Source organism: Paenibacillus sp. PK4536, assembly GCF_028594455.2.
In the GTDB taxonomy this organism is placed as follows: Bacteria; Bacillota; Bacilli; order Paenibacillales; family Paenibacillaceae; genus Saccharibacillus; species Saccharibacillus nuruki.
The window spans coordinates 4,672,859-4,690,834 of record NZ_CP126313.1; the positions used below are offsets into that span (position 1 = coordinate 4,672,859).

At 40.2% G+C, this 17,976-nt stretch carries 14 protein-coding genes and 1 other RNA gene; all 15 read right to left on the minus strand.

Features of this window, described 5'->3' with window-relative positions:
• Nucleotides 1-111 precede the first annotated feature (111 nt).
• The 15 genes from typA to glyQ all read right to left on the minus strand — a co-directional run bounded on the left by typA (nt 112) and on the right by glyQ (nt 17,719).
• Entirely contained in the window at nt 112-1,950 is a 1,839-nt protein-coding gene (gene typA, locus PO903_RS20750) for a translational GTPase TypA (protein WP_069329334.1), read from the minus strand.
• Between the two features lie 155 nt (nt 1,951-2,105).
• Entirely contained in the window at nt 2,106-2,603 is a 498-nt protein-coding gene (locus PO903_RS20755; RefSeq protein WP_069329333.1) for a hypothetical protein, read from the minus strand.
• A gap of 89 nt (nt 2,604-2,692) precedes the next feature.
• Nucleotides 2,693-3,916, minus strand: a complete 1,224-nt coding sequence (thiI, locus tag PO903_RS20760; RefSeq protein WP_273594446.1) for a tRNA uracil 4-sulfurtransferase ThiI — start codon at nt 3,914-3,916, stop codon at nt 2,693-2,695.
• Between the two features lie 2 nt (nt 3,917-3,918).
• A complete protein-coding gene (locus PO903_RS20765) occupies nt 3,919-5,070 on the minus strand; it encodes a cysteine desulfurase family protein (protein ID WP_273594447.1) in 1,152 nt (383 codons plus the stop codon).
• A 199-nt stretch (nt 5,071-5,269) separates the two neighbouring features.
• The gene (locus PO903_RS20770; protein WP_069329330.1) at nt 5,270-6,127 is read right to left on the minus strand and encodes a lytic transglycosylase domain-containing protein; all 858 of its coding nucleotides are present in this window, start codon (nt 6,125-6,127) and stop codon (nt 5,270-5,272) included.
• A 409-nt stretch (nt 6,128-6,536) separates the two neighbouring features.
• Nucleotides 6,537-7,037, minus strand: coding sequence for a YpuI family protein (locus PO903_RS20775; protein WP_273594448.1), 501 nt, complete (start codon nt 7,035-7,037; stop codon nt 6,537-6,539).
• A gap of 447 nt (nt 7,038-7,484) precedes the next feature.
• Nucleotides 7,485-7,898, minus strand: an RNA gene (gene rnpB / locus PO903_RS20780) — RNase P RNA component class A.
• A 229-nt stretch (nt 7,899-8,127) separates the two neighbouring features.
• Nucleotides 8,128-9,243, minus strand: a complete 1,116-nt coding sequence (locus PO903_RS20785) for a Nif3-like dinuclear metal center hexameric protein (RefSeq protein ID WP_273594449.1) — start codon at nt 9,241-9,243, stop codon at nt 8,128-8,130.
• Nucleotides 9,219-10,001, minus strand: a complete 783-nt coding sequence (locus PO903_RS20790) for a tRNA (adenine(22)-N(1))-methyltransferase (RefSeq protein ID WP_273594450.1) — start codon at nt 9,999-10,001, stop codon at nt 9,219-9,221. Before PO903_RS20790 ends, PO903_RS20785 begins: the two co-directional genes overlap by 25 nt.
• Nucleotides 9,998-10,822: a hypothetical protein gene (locus tag PO903_RS20795; RefSeq protein WP_273594451.1), complete on the minus strand. Its 825-nt coding sequence runs from the start codon at nt 10,820-10,822 to the stop codon at nt 9,998-10,000. Before PO903_RS20795 ends, PO903_RS20790 begins: the two co-directional genes overlap by 4 nt.
• Before the next feature lie 271 nt (nt 10,823-11,093).
• On the minus strand, nt 11,094-12,221 hold the full coding sequence (rpoD, locus tag PO903_RS20800) for an RNA polymerase sigma factor RpoD (protein WP_069329822.1): 1,128 nt from the start codon (nt 12,219-12,221) through the stop codon (nt 11,094-11,096).
• Between the two features lie 41 nt (nt 12,222-12,262).
• Complete coding sequence (gene dnaG, locus PO903_RS20805; protein ID WP_069329823.1) at nt 12,263-14,083, minus strand: DNA primase; 1,821 nt, start codon at nt 14,081-14,083, stop codon at nt 12,263-12,265.
• Between the two features lie 46 nt (nt 14,084-14,129).
• A complete protein-coding gene (locus PO903_RS20810; RefSeq protein ID WP_069329824.1) occupies nt 14,130-14,609 on the minus strand; it encodes a YaiI/YqxD family protein in 480 nt (159 codons plus the stop codon).
• A gap of 153 nt (nt 14,610-14,762) precedes the next feature.
• On the minus strand, nt 14,763-16,838 hold the full coding sequence (glyS, locus tag PO903_RS20815; RefSeq protein ID WP_273594452.1) for a glycine--tRNA ligase subunit beta: 2,076 nt from the start codon (nt 16,836-16,838) through the stop codon (nt 14,763-14,765).
• Nucleotides 16,839-16,840: 2 nt separating this feature from the next.
• On the minus strand, nt 16,841-17,719 hold the full coding sequence (gene glyQ, locus PO903_RS20820; RefSeq protein WP_069329826.1) for a glycine--tRNA ligase subunit alpha: 879 nt from the start codon (nt 17,717-17,719) through the stop codon (nt 16,841-16,843).
• Nucleotides 17,720-17,976: the final 257 nt, after the last annotated feature.

The window sequence follows — 17,976 nt, forward strand, 5'->3', positions numbered from 1 at the left end:
ATGTACTGTAGCAGAGATTCGATCTATTTCTTAGCGACCGAATCTCAGAACAGTATTTAACCTGTTGAAACAGGTACTTAAGCGCAGTGGTCTATCCAACAATATATGATATTAAGATTGCATTGCAGATTTACGTTGTTTTTCAGCACGTTCGCGCTCACTCTTATTCAAAATCTTTTTACGCATACGAATTGATTTTGGAGTGATTTCACAATACTCATCTTCATTCAAATATTCCAATGCTTGCTCAAGAGAGAAGCCACGAGGAGTTTTCATTTTGACTGTATCGTCTTTAGTCGCAGAACGAACGTTAGTTAATTGTTTTTCTTTACAAATGTTAACAACAATATCGTTATCACGTGTATGTTCACCAACGATCATACCTTCGTAGATTTCAGCACCTGGCTCAAGGAACAATGTACCGCGATCTTCAACAGACAAGATACCGTACAAAGTAGAAGAACCACTTTCGCTTGAAACCAATACGCCTTCATGACGTCCGCCAACTTGACCAGCAGCAACTGGACCATAGCTATCGAAGGAATGGTTCATAATTCCGTAACCTTTAGTCAATGTTAGGAAGTATGTTCCGTATCCGATCAAACCACGAGCAGGAATCAAGAATTCTAAACGAACTTGACCACTACCGTTGTTAATCATGTTTACCATCTCAGCTTTACGTGAACCCAAGCTCTCCATAACTGCGCCCATGCTTTCTTCAGGCAAGTCAATCAATAGATGTTCGATAGGCTCCATACGTTTACCATCGATTTCGCGCACGATAACTTCTGGTTTGGATACTTGCAATTCGTAACCTTCACGACGCATGTTCTCGATCAAGATCCCAAGATGAAGCTCACCACGACCAGATACGATATAAGCATCAGGGCTATCTGTTTCGTCTACACGTAGACTTACATCTGTTTCTAATTCTTTGAACAAACGGTCACGAAGACGACGGGAAGTTACCCATTTTCCTTCGCGTCCAGCAAATGGACTGTTGTTTACAAGGAATGTCATTTGCAATGTAGGCTCATCAATTTTAAGAACCGGCAATGCTTCTGGGTGTTGTGGATCAGCAATCGTTTCACCGATGTTGATGTCTTTAATACCAGCGATAGCAATAATATCACCAGCACCCGCTTCTTCAATCTCAATACGTTTTAGACCTTGGAAACCAAATAACTTCTCGATACGAGCTGTTTTCTTTTGGCCTTCACGGTTAATAACGGTTACGGATTGACCTTGACGGATAACACCACGGTTAACACGACCTACCGCAATACGACCCAAATATTCGTTATAGTCCATCAATGTAACCAAGAATTGCAATGGCTCATCAATTTTCTCTTTTGGTGAAGGGATATGTTCGATAATCGTTTCATACATTGCTTGCATCGTTTCGTCTTGTTTTTCTGGATCAAGACTAGACGTACCATTCAACGCTGAAGCATAAACAACCGGGAATTCCAATTGCTCATCATTTGCACCAAGTTCAATGAATAGATCTAATACTTCATCAATAACTTCTGTAGGACGAGCAGCCGGACGGTCAATTTTGTTTACGACAACAGTAGGAGTCAAATTTTGCTCCAATGCTTTACGCAAAACGAATTTAGTCTGAGGCATACAACCTTCATAAGCATCAACAATAAGAAGTACTCCGTCTACCATTTTCATGATACGTTCTACTTCACCACCAAAGTCGGCGTGACCTGGTGTATCCACGATATTGATTAAATAGTCTTTATACGTAATAGCTGTATTTTTTGCAAGAATCGTAATACCGCGTTCACGCTCCAGATCATTGGAATCCATCGCACGCTCCTGTAAAGTCTCGTGATCCCGGAAAATACCTGACTGTTGCAACAATTTGTCCACTAACGTTGTTTTACCATGGTCAACGTGGGCAATGATTGCGATATTGCGAATTTGTTCTCTTGATTGCATAAATTTCTCCAAATCCTCTCCATAAAAGGAGCGTCGGTCAACTAAGCCGACGCTCTACTATTTGTTAACACGGTGGTCAAAAAATCGGCATCCATAATCTTGCTTATTATAATTATACGTCATTGTTTCTATAAATCAAGCAAATTCGCATTTTATTACCAACCTGTTTTTGAATTACTACGGCTAGCAAGTAACCACAATCCAGATAGAATCAGGATCATAGCGATAAAATAAAAACCTAAAGTACCTAATAAACTGAAAATAAGCAGAATAACTGATAAACAAGTAAGCACAATAGAAACAAAACCAACATTTCGTGAAGCCGGTGAAGCTGCACAGACATAATACTCATACAGTCCTATCGCAATTCCCAAAATAAGAACAGGCCATAAATGAGCCATTATCTCCCATCCCCATGTATTACAGAGGAAAAATAATACTCCATATACTGTAAGTATTCCAGCCGGAATCAATACAATAGCAGGCGCACTGCGGCTAAAATACAGCAATTGCAATACAATGCCAGGCAAAAGAATAGCAAGTGGCCAAAAAACGTGACCAATAAAACTGAATACGCCCAATTTGCCAAGTAGGATAATCAAACCTGCAAATAAAACAAAAAGTCCGATTAACCCTTGATTACGATTGGTCATTCCAGCTTCCTCCTTCATCAATCTGTCCCTATTTATATCGGTTGACTTTTGGCTATTCTGAAGATGTAAGTCATTTAACCTGTTTCCGCTTAGAACCAGTCCTCATTGATTGTAGCTGATGCAAGTTGTAATGGACTTCCCGCTTCAATAATCATTAATTCTGTCTGCTCTACTGCACGTTCAATCATAGGCTCTAACTCCAAAAATGATTCTACTTTTTCAATAATTCGTAAATTAGGATTTGTGGTTGGTGATTTTGGTATAAATAACGTACAGCAATCTTCATAAGGCAAAATAGATAAATCGTACGTGCCTATTTCTTTGGCTATCTGAATAATCTCATCTTTTCCAGTCATCACTAAAGGGCGCAAAATTGGTAATTCTGTCGCACGCTCAATAGCGTTCATACTCGATAATGTCTGACTGGCTACTTGACCTAAGCTTTCGCCTGTAATCAAAGCCAACCCTTTTTGCTGTTCAGCGATCTTCGTAGCGATTCGCAACATTGCCCGGCGCATCAATGTAATCATTAAATTATCTTGCCCTGTTGTGGTAAAAGCGGTCTGTATCTCTGTAAAAGGGACTACATGCAATTTGACCACTCCAGCATATCCAGCCAGTACACGAGTCAGATCGACTACTTTTTCTTTGGCACGTTCACTGGTAAATGGATAACTATGAAAATGAATACATTCGACTTCCAGTCCACGACGCATTGATTGCCATCCTGCTACAGGGCTATCTATACCGCCGGAAAGAAGCAACATCGCTTTACCATTGCTCCCCCGAGGAAATCCTCCTACTGCCGGAATCAGTTCACTATAGATATAAGCGGCTCCATCGCGAATCTCTACCCGTAATTCAATCTCTGGTTGTCTTACATCCACTTTGAGTAAAGGATAAGCACGCAATACAGGTGAACCGACTAAATGATTCATGTCTTGTGAAGAATGAGGGAATTCTTTCCAAACCCTTTTGACAGACACTTTAAATGTAGTCAATTGTTCAATCTGTTGTTCACCGATCAATTCTACAGCGGCTGCAATAATATCATCCAATTGAGGCAACGTCTGCTTCACTGGAATAATATCCATAATACCAAAAACATTTTTTAATACTTGAATTAATGCTTCTACAGATTCTCCACCTGTTTCGACATACATTCTACCGTATTCACGGCGAACATGTGCTTTAGGATACGGTCGTAATACTGCACGTACATGTTCTGAAATTGTTTTTTCAAATCGGGATCTATTTTTTCCTTTGAGTGTCATTTCACCTAATCTTAAAATCAAACGATCTATATTTTGCATACTTAACGGGTTCTCCTCTCCAATGGGCGAAGCTGTGTAACAGTCTGACGAAGTGCTGTAATCAAATGTTCAATATCTTGCTTCGTATGTTGATCTCCTAAGCTGATCCGTATACCGCTTGCAGCATGTTCTCGCTCAACGCCCATCGCTAACAATACACGACTAGGTTCAGCTTTACGGGAAGAACAAGCAGACTGTGTAGATACAATACAACCCTGTTGTTCTAGACTATGCAATATCACTTCAGACTTCATCCCCGGGTAGCTAAAATGAACAATATGAGGTGCAGACACTGAAGGATTCGTTAACACTAACCCTTCAATCGATTGAATCGCTATTTTTAATTGTTCACTCCATGCTAGCAAGCGTTCTGACAATGTTGATTGTTCTGTGGATGTTAAACGTAACGCTTTGGTCATCCCTACAATGCCAGCGACATTTTCAGTTCCTGAGCGATATCCATTTTCTTGTCCACCACCTGCAAGCAACGGGAACAATTCAGTCCCTTGTTTAACATATAATAATCCAGTTCCTTTAGGCCCTCTTAATTTATGAGCAGATAAGCTATATAGATCAATATTCCATTGTGCAATATTTACAGGCAATTTACCAAATCCTTGGACTCCATCGACATGAATCAATGTGCGCGGTTGTACTTTTTTGAGCCAATCGGCTAGTTGTTGAATCGGCTGGACAGCACCTGTCTCGTTATTCACATGCATTATACTGACAATAATAGTATCTGGTCGTAAAGCATTCTGAATATCTTCTACACGCACAATACCATCTGAAGCAGGATCAATATAATTAACATCAAATCCGATCTGCTCTAATTGACGACAACATTCATACACAGAAGGATGTTCGATCCGCGTGGTAATAATATGTCCTTGTGTACGTCCGCCTCGCATAGCGGCTCCTTTAAGCGCAAAGTTATTACTTTCTGTAGCTCCTGATGTCCAAATGATTTCGCTTGGCTTGACTCCAAGAATCTGAGCTGTCACTTCTTTGGCATGTCGAACCAATCGATCAGCTTCTTCTCCATATTGATGTAAAGAAGATGGATTACCAAAATGCTTTTGCATAATTTCAGCCATCGATTGTATCACTTCAGGATAAGGAGGAGTGGTTGCTGCATAATCAAAATATTTCATCGTTTCTGTATCCTCCTTTTCCTGTACATTTATATTTTCTATCCATTAAAAAAAGATCAAAAAACGGAACCTACGCTCCGCTTTTTGATCTATCTCATATGGAACAATCTGACTCTATATGATGATCAAATCTCTGTATCGCTAAAACGTTCGTGTACTATTATACCATGTACTTAGGTACTATGAACGTTAATTATGATTATAATTCGTATTTGGCTTGTGCATTTTCAATCTTGCCAATATAGCGTTGTGTTTCTTTTGGCAATTGGCTTAATTTTGCCATCAATTCTTCATCATTGGAGATACCTAAACGTTGTAATCGACCGGGTCCTGCATTATAAGCAGCTAACGCTGTTTTCACATTACCATCATAACGCTTGATCTGATAAGACAAGTATTTAGTACCACCATCTATATTTTGCGCCGGGTCAAAAGAGTTACTCACTCCCAAGCCAGCTGCTGTACCATCCATCAATTGCATTAATCCTTTTGCACCCGCAGAAGAACCAGCATTAGGATTAAACGAAGATTCTGTATCAATCACAGCTTTGATCAATGATTCTGAAATTCCGTATTTGCTACTGGCTGAACTGATCAAATCATTATACGCTGTTGGCTTACTAGCACCCGTGCCTGTAGCATCAATTGCAGAAGCAGCATCTGCTCCGCCAATTCCTGCTGTACCTGTAGCTGGAAGAGGTGTATTCACTTTAGCCGTTGTTGTTGAAGTCGATGGATCGACAGGAGCCAATTGATCAAATTGATACCACGGATCACTTTGACCTGCACCACTCGCTGCATACGTATTACCTGTAACTGAGCTTGCATCCACATCGCCAATACTTGTTGCAGAAGGTAAAACACTTGCAAGGCTTACCGCACTCAAGTTCGAACCTTTGGATTCAGTCGAACTCCCAATATTTTGTTGTAACATCATATCAAATAATTTATTGCTGTCACTGGTATTAGCGGTCACTTGGTCTGCACTACCCACACCAGACGAATTTAAATATTTTAATTCGATTAATTGTTTTGCCACTTTTGCATCAATTTGCATTCTGCTCGTGACTCCCATCTATATAATGTACATAATGTCCGTCATCTATGTTTATCTTTGTCTTTATTATAATTGTACAAAGTGTTCTATTCTATAAGAAACAATACTCATAACTGTACCTTCTTCAGAAAATAGGAACAATCTCCTTCTATACTCGAAATCATGGTTAGTTAAACATTTTTATAAGTCTATATACTACTTTTCGACAAATAACTTACTTTTGTGAATAACAAGTTTATTAATTTTTGTAATGACTGTATTTTATATTGTAAACAAATCATTAAATATGGGTAATGTATTAAATTTATATGTAATATTTTATATCATTTATCGTTATATTATATCTATAAAAAATAAAAAGATGCCCCGAAGGACATCTTGGTTTACTGATTTCATAGTGAGATCAAAATTAAGCGTGACGTTGATTCATACGACGTTGTGTCAAATAATCACTTTCGTAGTAAGCAAGATCATCGCGTAATTCTTCATAAATTTTGGTGATTTCTAAAATAATGTCTCTAACCGGTTTGACAGGAGTCTGACGGAAACGAATCGCTTCCTGACCTGTATAAGCATAACGTCCATCTTCAGAGTAGCACTCATTTTTGGGATAAAAAAAGCTATTGATACAATGGTGATACGCATTATAAAGTGCTTTTTCTGCAAAATCCATATCGAAGTTTGCACGACGGATCACTACACCTAATTTTTCGTAAGAAACTTCGGAAAACACAAGCAAATGACGTAAATCGGACAAAAATCCTTTGTAGAAAGCAACACTGTCGACCCCACTTTCAGCGGTCAATGCTTGTAAAGAGTATTCGTTTAGGAACTCTTCCATCTTCTTCATTGCTGGTTTCAATTTTTCCCTAGTGCTTTCACTTAACTTTTGGACATTCGCTGCTAACATGTCTGTAGCTCCCCCTTAAAATTGGTTCCTTAGAGACTGGGATGCCCCTCGAGAAAGGAAACATTACCCTGATTTTTAATTACAATCCTACCACAAAAATAATACTTATGGTATCTCTGATGTGTACAAAATCTTCTTAACTTCATTTTAACCATATTTTAAATATTAAAAACGTCTCCTTGTGAAAGGAATCTCATCAATATCCCCATTGATGAATGGTTTATTATCATATAGATTACTTTGGTTTTTACAAAGAAGCAAGTTTGTTATTAGAATATCAATTTTAACCGCATCAAAAAGCGGCGTGCTCTCCAGAGATGGAAAGACACACCGCCTTCTTCCAGCGGATATACAACCGGTACAGAGTGTCTATAACTCTATATCGGATCATGATCAATACTTATAAATGATATCTGTATACTGCATCAAATAAATAGTAGCGTTAGTGGGGAAAGCTTCTCGTAAGCCGGGTTCTGTGCCTTTTGTGGTTCAGACGGGAACTACCCTCCCACTTTAGGCGACAATCATCTATCTAGGCCAAACATTACTGTTTGGCTCCAGCGACCAACCTCGATACACCTCGGGCAAAGGCTGCTTTTCCGAAAAAAAGCCGTATCTCTTTAGGTCTTGCTCCAGATGGGGTTTACCAGGAACGAAGTCACCAGCGTTCCTCGGGGTCTCTTACACCCCGGTTCCATCCTTACCTGTGCATAATTTCCGAAGAAATCAGCCATCGGCGGTCCATTTCTGTGGCACTATCCTTCAACTCGCGCTGACTGGATGTTATCCAGCACCCTGCCCTGTGGAGCCCGGACTTTCCTCCCGTGACGATAAGTCACCGGCGATTGTCTGTTTAGCTTTCCGCGAACGCAACACTTCACATTATATAATCATTCTATAAGAGTGTAAAGCATACATTACACTTTTTAAGAGTTTACATTACAAAAATGCAGATTTGATTGTATTCTCTAGCTATTTCGATGCATTTCGTACAGTACATTTTGTAAAGCAAATGATAATTAACATAAAGATATACGGCTTCAAATCTTTAAATACAAAGATTAACATAGCTTTTGTACCCGATTAACTTTTATACAAATTGAAAAGGTTCCGTATTGATTGTAGAAGCATGTACTTGAGTATCGTACTTATCTGCTTCTAGTCGCTTACGTATAACCTCAGCCAGTCCTGACTTCATAATCTTCTCTGTATTATGCCCGGGATCAATAATCGCTATCCCAGCCATCAGTGCATCCTGAGCAGTATGATAATCAATATCTCCTGTCACAATTACATCTGCACCTTTAAATAAAGCCTGATTCACATAGCGACTACCTGATCCACCAAGCACTGCTGCTTTTTTGATCGTACGCTGAAGATCACCGGTTACTCGTACAATAGATACATCTAATCCTTGTTTAACGGTATCGACAAATTGAGCAAGACTCACCGGAGCATCTAATTTACCTACACGACCTAGACCATATACTTTACCGCTATCTGCTAACGGATACAGATCATAAGCTACTTCTTCATAAGGATGAGACTTGATTAATGCTTGAATCACTTTATTACGTAGACTGGAAGGAACGACTGTTTCCAGACGAATCTCAGATACCGATTCTAATTTACCTGTAGTCCCTATGTAAGGCTCACTGCCTTCTTCCGGCTGAAATGTACCTGTGCCTTCCAAAGTAAACGTACAATGGCTGTAATCACCGATATGACCGCCACCAGCCGCAGTGATCGCATTACGTACACCTTCTACATGAGTATTAGGTACAAAAGTGACTAATTTGAATAAAGAATCTGTAGATGTCTGTTCGATCGGTACTGTCTGACGAATCCCTAACGCATCCGCCATCCAATCATTGACTCCACCTTCAGCGATATCTAGATTCGTATGACTGATATAGACTGCAATATCATGCTTAATAAGCTTTTCATACAATTTACCCATTGGCGTACTGGTATTGATACTTTTAAGAGCACGGAAAATAATCGCATGATGAGCAATAATCAAATCAACATTAAGAGCGATCGCTTCATCGACTACTTCATCTGTTACATCAAGAGCAACCAGAATGTTACGAATATCCTTTTGTAGCGTTCCTAATTGCAGACCAATTCGATCATCAGGTACAGCGATACTTTTAGGTGCAAATTGCTCCATATATTGAATTACAGTTTGTCCTTTTGCAAGCATACTAGAACCTCCTTCACGGTTTGAAGCTGTTGGCGAAAAGCAGCCGATTTGGCTTGTGCTTCTTCATTTTCAGACTTACCTGTTGAAGCAGCTACTTTTTCAAGTTTATTGATTTCTTGAGACCATTTGTGTTGAAAAATGGCAGACCCTTCTTGAATTAAATAAGGTCCAAAACGTAGCAAGCTATCTTGATCAACATGATAATCATTCACTTGGTGATCTGTACTGCGAGCAGTTAACGTTATCCCTGCATATAATTGTTGATTTTGCGTACTCGCATCAGGCAGACGATCTGCTGTTAAAATTTCATAAATACGGCCGTCTTCTTCTAAAATTTGTTCATGGCTTAAAAACCAATCATGTTCTAGTAACCAACGACGTACGTTTTCTTCGCCGACATTAGGTTGAAGTACAAGACGTTGTACACCTGCTAATTTATCAATGCCTTCCGATAAGATAGAGACGATCAATACGCCGCCCATTCCTGCGATTGTTACCACATCGACTTCGCCGGGCTGGATCACAGCAAGTCCATTACCTAATCTTACATTGATCTTTTCTTTGAGTCCTGCTTCATTCACCTGACGCTGAGCTGCATCACGAGGACCTACATTGACTTCCCCTGCAATTGCTTCTGTAATTATGCCTTTACGCATAGCAAAAACCGGCAAAAGGGCATGGTCGGAACCAATATCCGCCAACCGGCTTCCTGTCGGAATTTGCTCTGCAATTTTTGTTAATCGTGTTGATAATTTCATGCAGCCACCCACGCTATCCATTTTTTTCGAAGTACAAATAAAATAATACATATCAATGCCACTTTTACCATACAAAATAGTGCGAATGCTTCTGGCATTTGTCCCCGTAGAAAGACTTCATCAATCTCCGGCATAAACCAGACTCCAAGACTACTTGTAAAATAAACAGCCGCCATTTTTTTGCCACGATGATGTACAAGCCAGCAAAACCACATTAATAACAAACTAATAGGTAACCATAGCCCTTGTAACATCAACCATGAAGCTTTAGGTTGAACCTGAGCAAAGAACCCTGCATATAATAATACAAAAGCACCAAACCCTATATACAATAACACAGGACTCGAAATAATATAACCGAGTATACACCATATTATCGCGCAAACCAAAATTAACAGCGTTGTAAAAACACGTTCATCCATGCCCTGTTCACGAATCAAAAATATACCTAATCCCAACATGAGCAAACTACCTATCGCTAATAAAAATGACGATGCCAGCGCATTACGTGTACGCACACGAATTCCGCCAGTATAACATAAAGCCGTAAATAACGGTATACATACCAGCTGTACTAAAAATGGAAATGTAGCAAAATACAAAATAGTCAAACAAATAAAACATACCACGATAAAAGTAAACAACCATGTGCGAATATTGCCCTGTTGTAATGAATTCATCGACAGTACTTTTTTGTCACTCCGCTCTTGATCCACATCGTACAAATTCATCAAAAAATCGCAATAATGCCCTGGAAGCAAGCGATTTTCCCGCCAGTATTCAATTTCATCCAAAATAACTTCCCGTTTCCCCCGATCCACGACTTTCCCACTCCCTATTCATCACTAGGCCATTGCTCGATCTATGCGCTGCCAGCCGATTGTAACCGATTATTAGATACTGATAACAGCTATACTTGCATTATAGCCTGTTATGTTCTTCTATAGTTATATATCGCTTAATTGGGAGCAAAAGTAAACCCCTTACATGGTGAATCTGTAAAAAACGAATTTTGACTGATATGTAAACAAAAAAACATCATGATACAAAAAGAGACCTTACCGCTATAAGCAGAAGGTCTCTTTGTATACTCTATTCTAAGAAATCTTTCAGACGTTTGCTACGGCTTGGGTGACGAAGCTTACGAAGTGCTTTTGCTTCAATCTGACGAATCCGTTCACGCGTAACACCAAATACTTTACCAACTTCTTCAAGCGTTCTCGTACGTCCATCATCTAAACCAAAGCGTAGACGAAGTACATTTTCTTCACGCTCTGTCAAAGTATCCAGAACATCTTCCAATTGCTCTTTTAACAATTCATAAGCCGCAGCATCTGCTGGAGCCAAAGCATCTTGATCTTCAATAAAATCGCCCAAGTGAGAATCATCTTCTTCACCGATCGGCGTTTCTAACGAAACAGGTTCTTGAGCAATTTTCATAATCTCACGAACTTTTTCGACACTTAGTTCCATTTCAGCAGCGATTTCTTCTGGTGTAGGTTCGCGTCCTAATTCTTGTAGCAATTGACGGGAAACCCGAATCAATTTGTTAATGGTTTCTACCATATGCACAGGAATACGAATCGTTCTTGCCTGATCGGCAATTGCGCGCGTAATCGCCTGGCGAATCCACCAAGTAGCATACGTACTAAATTTGTATCCTTTTGTATGGTCAAACTTCTCAACCGCTTTGATTAGACCCATATTACCTTCTTGGATCAAATCAAGGAACAACATTCCGCGTCCCACATAACGCTTAGCAATACTAACCACGAGACGTAAGTTAGCTTCAGCCAATCTACGTTTTGCTTCTTCATCGCCATTTTCAATCCGTTTAGCCAATTCGACTTCATTATCTGCTGATAATAGAGGAACACGACCGATTTCTTTCAAATACATACGAACCGGGTCATTAATCTTGATACCTGGTGGAAGCGCAAGGTCATCGTCGAAATTAAATTCGCTATCTGAACTCTCACGATCGGTACTAGGGCGCATTGTAATTTCTTCGTCGCCTTCATTGACCACTTCGATACCTATATCACCCAATTGCTCGTAAAACTCATCAATTTGCTCGGAATCCTGGTCAAATGGAGCCAGTCTTTCCATAATATCTTTGTAATTCAGAGAGGATCTTTTTTTGCCGACCTCTATTAATTGTTCTTTCACCTGATCTAATGTTAATTCGGTTTCTAATTCAGTATGCTGATCGTTCGCCATCTTTCGACTCCCTCCTCCCTAGAACTATCCGTACAAGACAATTACTGTCTTTCTAGGGCGATAATCTCACTTGCAATTTGTGCAGCACGTAAAAAATCACCTGACTTTTCAACGCGTAGCATTTCTTCTCTTTTTTGCTCTACTTGTTTCTGTTGTGGAAACTTTTTGATCTGTTGAATACAATCTTGCAAAACTTGCGTACTGTCACCATGAGGGGTATCCATCATAAGGATCGAAGTCGCTGTCTTTTCTAGCCGATCATCCTGAAGCGACGAAATAAATCGGCTTACATCGGGTGGCTTACCTTGCGCATAATAAGCATAAATATAGGAAGCAATCGCAGCATGATCAGCAATATTAAAAGCATCTCCTAGATGTTCTGATACATAAGTTGCCGCTTCAGCATCTTGTAGCATCATTGCAATTAGGCGACGCTCTGCCGCATGATAAGCCGGTAACAGAGTAGGTGTACCCTGAGCTTTTCTAGAATTACCATTTCCAGAACTGCGATTCCCATTCTGTCCTTGCGGACGAGTCCTATTCAAAGTCTGACGCATCAAATTACAATCTTGTTTAAGACTTTCAAGCGATACACCTACCTCGGTTGATAACTCTCTAAGGTATACTTCTCGCTCTGTCGGTGAAGATAGCTGAGCAATCACTTTTAATGCTTCTTGAGCATAAGACGCTTTGCCATCTTCTTCTAACAAGTTGTAATTTCGTTTCACATAAATAAGCCTGAATTTGGTTGTTGACACCGCACCATCAATCACTTGACTTGCAAAACGTTCGGCTCCGTATGTTTTGATATACTCATCCGGATCGAGCCCGTTTTGCAATAAAGCGATCTTAACGCGCATGCCTGCTTCTTCCAAAATCGGAATACTTTTGAGCGCTGCTGCTTGTCCGGCATTATCACCGTCATAACAAATCACGACTTCTTCTGTGAGTGTTCTCATTAAAGAAGCATGATTCTCAGTAAGCGCTGTGCCCATCGTCGCTACACTATGTTGTACCCCCGCATCCCATGATGCAATCACATCACCGAAACCTTCCATCAATACCAGCTGCCCTTGTTTACGAATAGCAGACTTAGCAAGATTCAGATTATAGAGAGTACGACTTTTGTTAAATAAACGACTCTCAGGTGAATTGAGATACTTGGGCTGCCCTTCTCCCAAGATTCTACCTGCAAATGCAATAATCCTGCCGCTTCGGTTCATAATTGGAAACATAACTCGTCCGCGGAATCGATCAACATATCCAGAACCATCTTGTTTGGAAGAAAGTAAGCCGCCTTTTTCCATTTCTTTGAGATCAAAAGAGCGTTTTTCAAAAAATTGAACTAGCGTATCCCAACGATCAGGCGCATAGCCAATTTGAAATTGATCAATCAGCTTATCCCCGAATCCACGGGCACGTAAATATTCCATTGCTGGTTTGCCATGTTCCGTATTTTTCAAAAGGTAATGAAACAACTTGGCTGTCCATTCATGAGCTTGTAATAAACGCTCAAGCTCTTGATCACGAGGAGCCACTCCTCCACCTTTACCATCCTGAAAAGGAATATGTGACTCTTCTGCCATCAACTTTACAGCCTCTGGAAAAGAAAGCCCGTCAATCTCCATTCTAAACTTGATTGCATTGCCACCTGCTCCGCAACCATAACAATAAAAAATTTGACGATCAGGCGTCACTGTAAAAGAAGGCGTCTTCTCCGAATGAAATGGACAGAGGCCTTTCATATATTTCCCCTGTTTGGTCAAATGAACATATTTGCCTACCGTATCAACAATGTCATTGTGCTGAAGTACAGCTTCAATCACTTCGTCAGGAATACCACCATTATGTCCGGTGCTCATTGTTACCACCTTCATCTCTTTTCACACGATACATAATATTCGATAGCTAGGAGTCGATCTCCTGCAAATTTGTTAAAAGTTTTGTTAATTGTGACTGAAAATTTTTCTTATCTTCTGTTGTTAAAGGCTTAGGACCTTTACCATACTTGCCACTACGACGTGCTTTGGCTTGTGCATGTCGGCGTGCCAACAGGAATTCTATATTCTCACTATCAAATTCCATTCCTCGAAAAGAAAGAATTCGACATTGCTTTGCTAGAGCAATCGTTGCCAAACCATAATCTTGTGTAATCACAATATCTCCTGGACGCACATGATTCACAATATACAGATCAGCACTCTGATCACTGCGATCCACTTGAACCACAGATACACCTTCTTCTGCATAAATCTTGTGATCAAAAGAAGACACCATTAAGACAGGTGTCTGAAATGCTCGTGCCGTCTCTGCAATTTCTGCTTTGACCGGACAAGCATCTCCATCCACCACAATCGTACGCGGGTGGAATGGCTTGTTACTTTCCAATTTCCATCCCCCCTCTCATCGGGACTTCCTATGGAGCATACGTTCGTTTATAAAAGTAGAAAATACGGAACGACAAGACATAAATGCCGTCGTTCCGTATAGCTGTATTTAGTCGTTCATTTAAAGTTATATCTGTAAATCTGTTATTATCTTTTATTTAACCAACTTCGAGAAGTCTGCATAGCTACGAATATCTTGATCGACCGCTGCTAGTAAAGCAAGGCGATTTTCCCGTACAGCTTCATCTTCTGCCATAACCATCACTTGATCAAAAAAGGCAGTGATTGCTGGACGTAAAGAAGACAATAATGCTAAAGCTTCTGCTGTGCGATTAGCTGCAAGCAGTTTGCGATATTCTGTAGTAGCGGCTTGCCATGAAGCGTATAATTCACGCTCTGCTGGTTCGATAAACAATGCTGGTTGTACAGCTACACCAGAAGACTTCGCTGCAAGATTAGATACGCGTCCAAAAGACTCGATCGTCAACTTGAAGTCTGGTGTTTCTTGAACCACTTTCATCAAATCATGACCACGAGCAACCACAGAACCAATATGATTGAATCCTGATGCGATAACTGCATCTACAACATCATAACGAAGATGCTCAGACAACAATTTTTTCACACGAAGTCCAAAGAAGTCATATAGTTCTATACGTATTATATCGTAAGAACGTTTCATATTCCTTAAATTTTGATGAATATTTAGGGCAATATCAAATAATTGTTCTAAAGTCAGTGATAATTGATGCTCAAGCAAGATTTGTACAATCCCTGCTGCTTGACGACGAAGAGCATATGGATCTTGCGAACCTGTAGGAATAATCCCGATTGAGAAACAACCTACAATGGTATCCAGCTTATCGGCAATACTGACAAGTGCTCCTGTTAATGATGCTGGAGAAGCTTCGCCTGCAAAGCGTGGTTGATAATGTTCAAAGATCGCACGCGATACTTCTTCACTTTCGCCTGCTTTGCGTGCATAGTCTTCACCCATAACCCCTTGTAATTCAGGGAATTCGTAGACCATTTGAGTGACCAAATCGAATTTACAAATATCTGCTGCACGACTAACTGCTGTTGCTTGCTCAGGCGTCACATGAAGTTGTACGGCTAATTGATCTGCGATTTGACGAATACGACGTACTTTATCGCCTACTGTTCCAATCTCTTCATGGAACACAATATTTTCTAACTTGGCAAGTGCTGTATCAATCTGTACTTTCTGATCTTCTTCATAAAAGAATTTGGCATCAGACAGACGTGCACGCAACACTTTTTCATTTCCTTTAGCAATAATATCTAAAGAACGATTATCTCCACTACGTACGGTTACAAAGTAAGGCAATAATTGACCCGCTTCATCCAGTACAGGGAAATAACGTTGATGTTCACGCATCGAAGTGATCAATACTTCTTGCGGAATATTCAAAAATGCAGGATCAAATGCTCCGTACAATACAGTCGGCGTTTCGACTAGGAATAATACTTCTTCTAGCAAGTCTTCTTTGACATCAATATGCCAATTCTTTTCACTCGCTAAATGAGCGATCTGTGCACTGATCATCGCTTCACGTTCTTCAATATCAGCAATAACATGTTGATTGCGAAGAGCTTCTAAATACAATGTAGGCTCAGCAATCTCAGTCTCACTACCTAAGAAGCGGTGACCGCGTGTTGTGCGTCCTGTGTGTACGCCTGTAATTTCAAAGTCGATCACATCATGTCCCCATAGTGCAACAATCCATTTAATAGGACGTACAAATTTGAAATCATGTGTACCCCAACGCATATTTTTAGGGAATGTCATTGTCGTAATAATGTTACGCAATGCTTCAGCAACAATACTTTCGGTACTTATACCTACACTGCTCTTTTGAGCATAGATATATTCAACTCCGCTGAGTTCACGGAAAGTGAATGTTTCGGGATCAACACCTTGACTACGTGCAAATCCAAGTGCTGCTTTACTCCAAGCACCTGTCTCATCTTGAGCAATTTTGCGAGAAGGGCCTTTAACTTCTTCATTGATATCTTCTTGCTTTTCAGCGACATCTTTGATCCATACTGCAAGGCGACGTGGGGTTGCAAAAGCTTTTGCTTCTCCATGAGTCAATCTGGAATCGTCTAACCATTTGACTGTTTTATCAAGCAATTGGTTCATCGCTGCACGTAAAAAGCGTGCAGGTACTTCTTCCAGTCCAATTTCAAGTAATATGTCTTTTGCCATGATTAAGCATCTCCTTTCTTCAACATCGGGAAGCCTAACTTCTCACGCTCTTCCAGATACGTAGCTGCCACTTGACGTGCTAAGTTACGAACACGAGTCAGATAGCCTGTACGTTCGGTGACACTGATCGCTCCACGTGCATCCAGTAAGTTAAATGTATGTGAACATTTCAAAACATAATCATAAGCAGGGAATACCAAGTTCTGATCCATAGCACGCTTCGCTTCTTGCTCATACGTGCTAAATAGATTAAGCAACATCGCTACATCGGAGACTTCAAATGTATACGTAGAATGCTCTACTTCAGGTTGATGGAATACATCACCATACGTAATGCCATTCACCCATTCTAGATCAAACACATTTTCTTTATCTTGAATATAAGAAGCTAGACGCTCCATACCATACGTAATTTCAACAGCTACCGGATTTGTCTCAATACCACCGACTTGTTGGAAATAAGTGAATTGAGTAATTTCCATACCATCTAGCCATACTTCCCAACCTAGACCTGCACAGCCGAGTGATGGATTTTCCCAATTGTCTTCTACAAAACGAATATCATGATCTAACGGATTAATCCCTAATTCTTTGAGGCTATCCAAGTATAATTCTTGAATATTATCTGGTGAAGGCTTGATGATTACTTGGAATTGATGATGCTGATACAAACGGTTAGGGTTCTCACCATAACGACCATCTGAAGGACGGCGGGAAGGTTCTACATAAGCCACATTCCACGGTTCAGGTCCAATCGAACGTAGGAACGTCATTGGATTCATTGTTCCTGCACCTTTTTCAGTATCATAAGGCTGTACGATAATACAGTTCTGAGCTGCCCAAAAATTTTGCAGTGTCAAAATCATTTGCTGGAAATTCATTGACATTACTCCTTTATCTTCATAGTTGATAGGTGATTTCGCTGAATATGTATCATCTGCATCGCACGCAAAAAACTCCCGTTCCTACGCCTGATGTACAGACATAGGGACGAGAGTTGTATTCCCGCGGTTCCACCCTATTTGAAGACATTTGCATGTCATCCACTTTTCTATTCAGCTCATATGCTCACGGATGCCATTGGGCATAAGGTCGTCATCAGGCTTACACTATCCCTGACTCGCTATCCAAAGACGAT

Excerpts from the sequence above, each read along its gene's own strand:
- typA (WP_069329334.1), bottom strand. The coding sequence starts at position 1,950 with ATGCAATCAAGAGAACAAATTCGCAATATCGCAATCATTGCCCACGTT.
- PO903_RS20755 (WP_069329333.1), bottom strand. The coding sequence starts at position 2,603 with ATGACCAATCGTAATCAAGGGTTAATCGGACTTTTTGTTTTATTTGCA.
- thiI (WP_273594446.1), bottom strand. The coding sequence starts at position 3,916 with ATGCAAAATATAGATCGTTTGATTTTAAGATTAGGTGAAATGACACTC.
- PO903_RS20765 (WP_273594447.1), bottom strand. The coding sequence starts at position 5,070 with ATGAAATATTTTGATTATGCAGCAACCACTCCTCCTTATCCTGAAGTG.
- PO903_RS20770 (WP_069329330.1), bottom strand. The coding sequence starts at position 6,127 with ATGCAAATTGATGCAAAAGTGGCAAAACAATTAATCGAATTAAAATAT.
- PO903_RS20775 (WP_273594448.1), bottom strand. The coding sequence starts at position 7,037 with ATGTTAGCAGCGAATGTCCAAAAGTTAAGTGAAAGCACTAGGGAAAAA.
- PO903_RS20785 (WP_273594449.1), bottom strand. The coding sequence starts at position 9,243 with ATGCTTGCAAAAGGACAAACTGTAATTCAATATATGGAGCAATTTGCA.
- PO903_RS20790 (WP_273594450.1), bottom strand. The coding sequence starts at position 10,001 with ATGAAATTATCAACACGATTAACAAAAATTGCAGAGCAAATTCCGACA.
- rpoD (WP_069329822.1), bottom strand. The coding sequence starts at position 12,221 with ATGGCGAACGATCAGCATACTGAATTAGAAACCGAATTAACATTAGAT.
- dnaG (WP_069329823.1), bottom strand. The coding sequence starts at position 14,083 with ATGAGCACCGGACATAATGGTGGTATTCCTGACGAAGTGATTGAAGCT.
- glyS (WP_273594452.1), bottom strand. The coding sequence starts at position 16,838 with ATGGCAAAAGACATATTACTTGAAATTGGACTGGAAGAAGTACCTGCA.
- glyQ (WP_069329826.1), bottom strand. The coding sequence starts at position 17,719 with ATGAATTTCCAGCAAATGATTTTGACACTGCAAAATTTTTGGGCAGCT.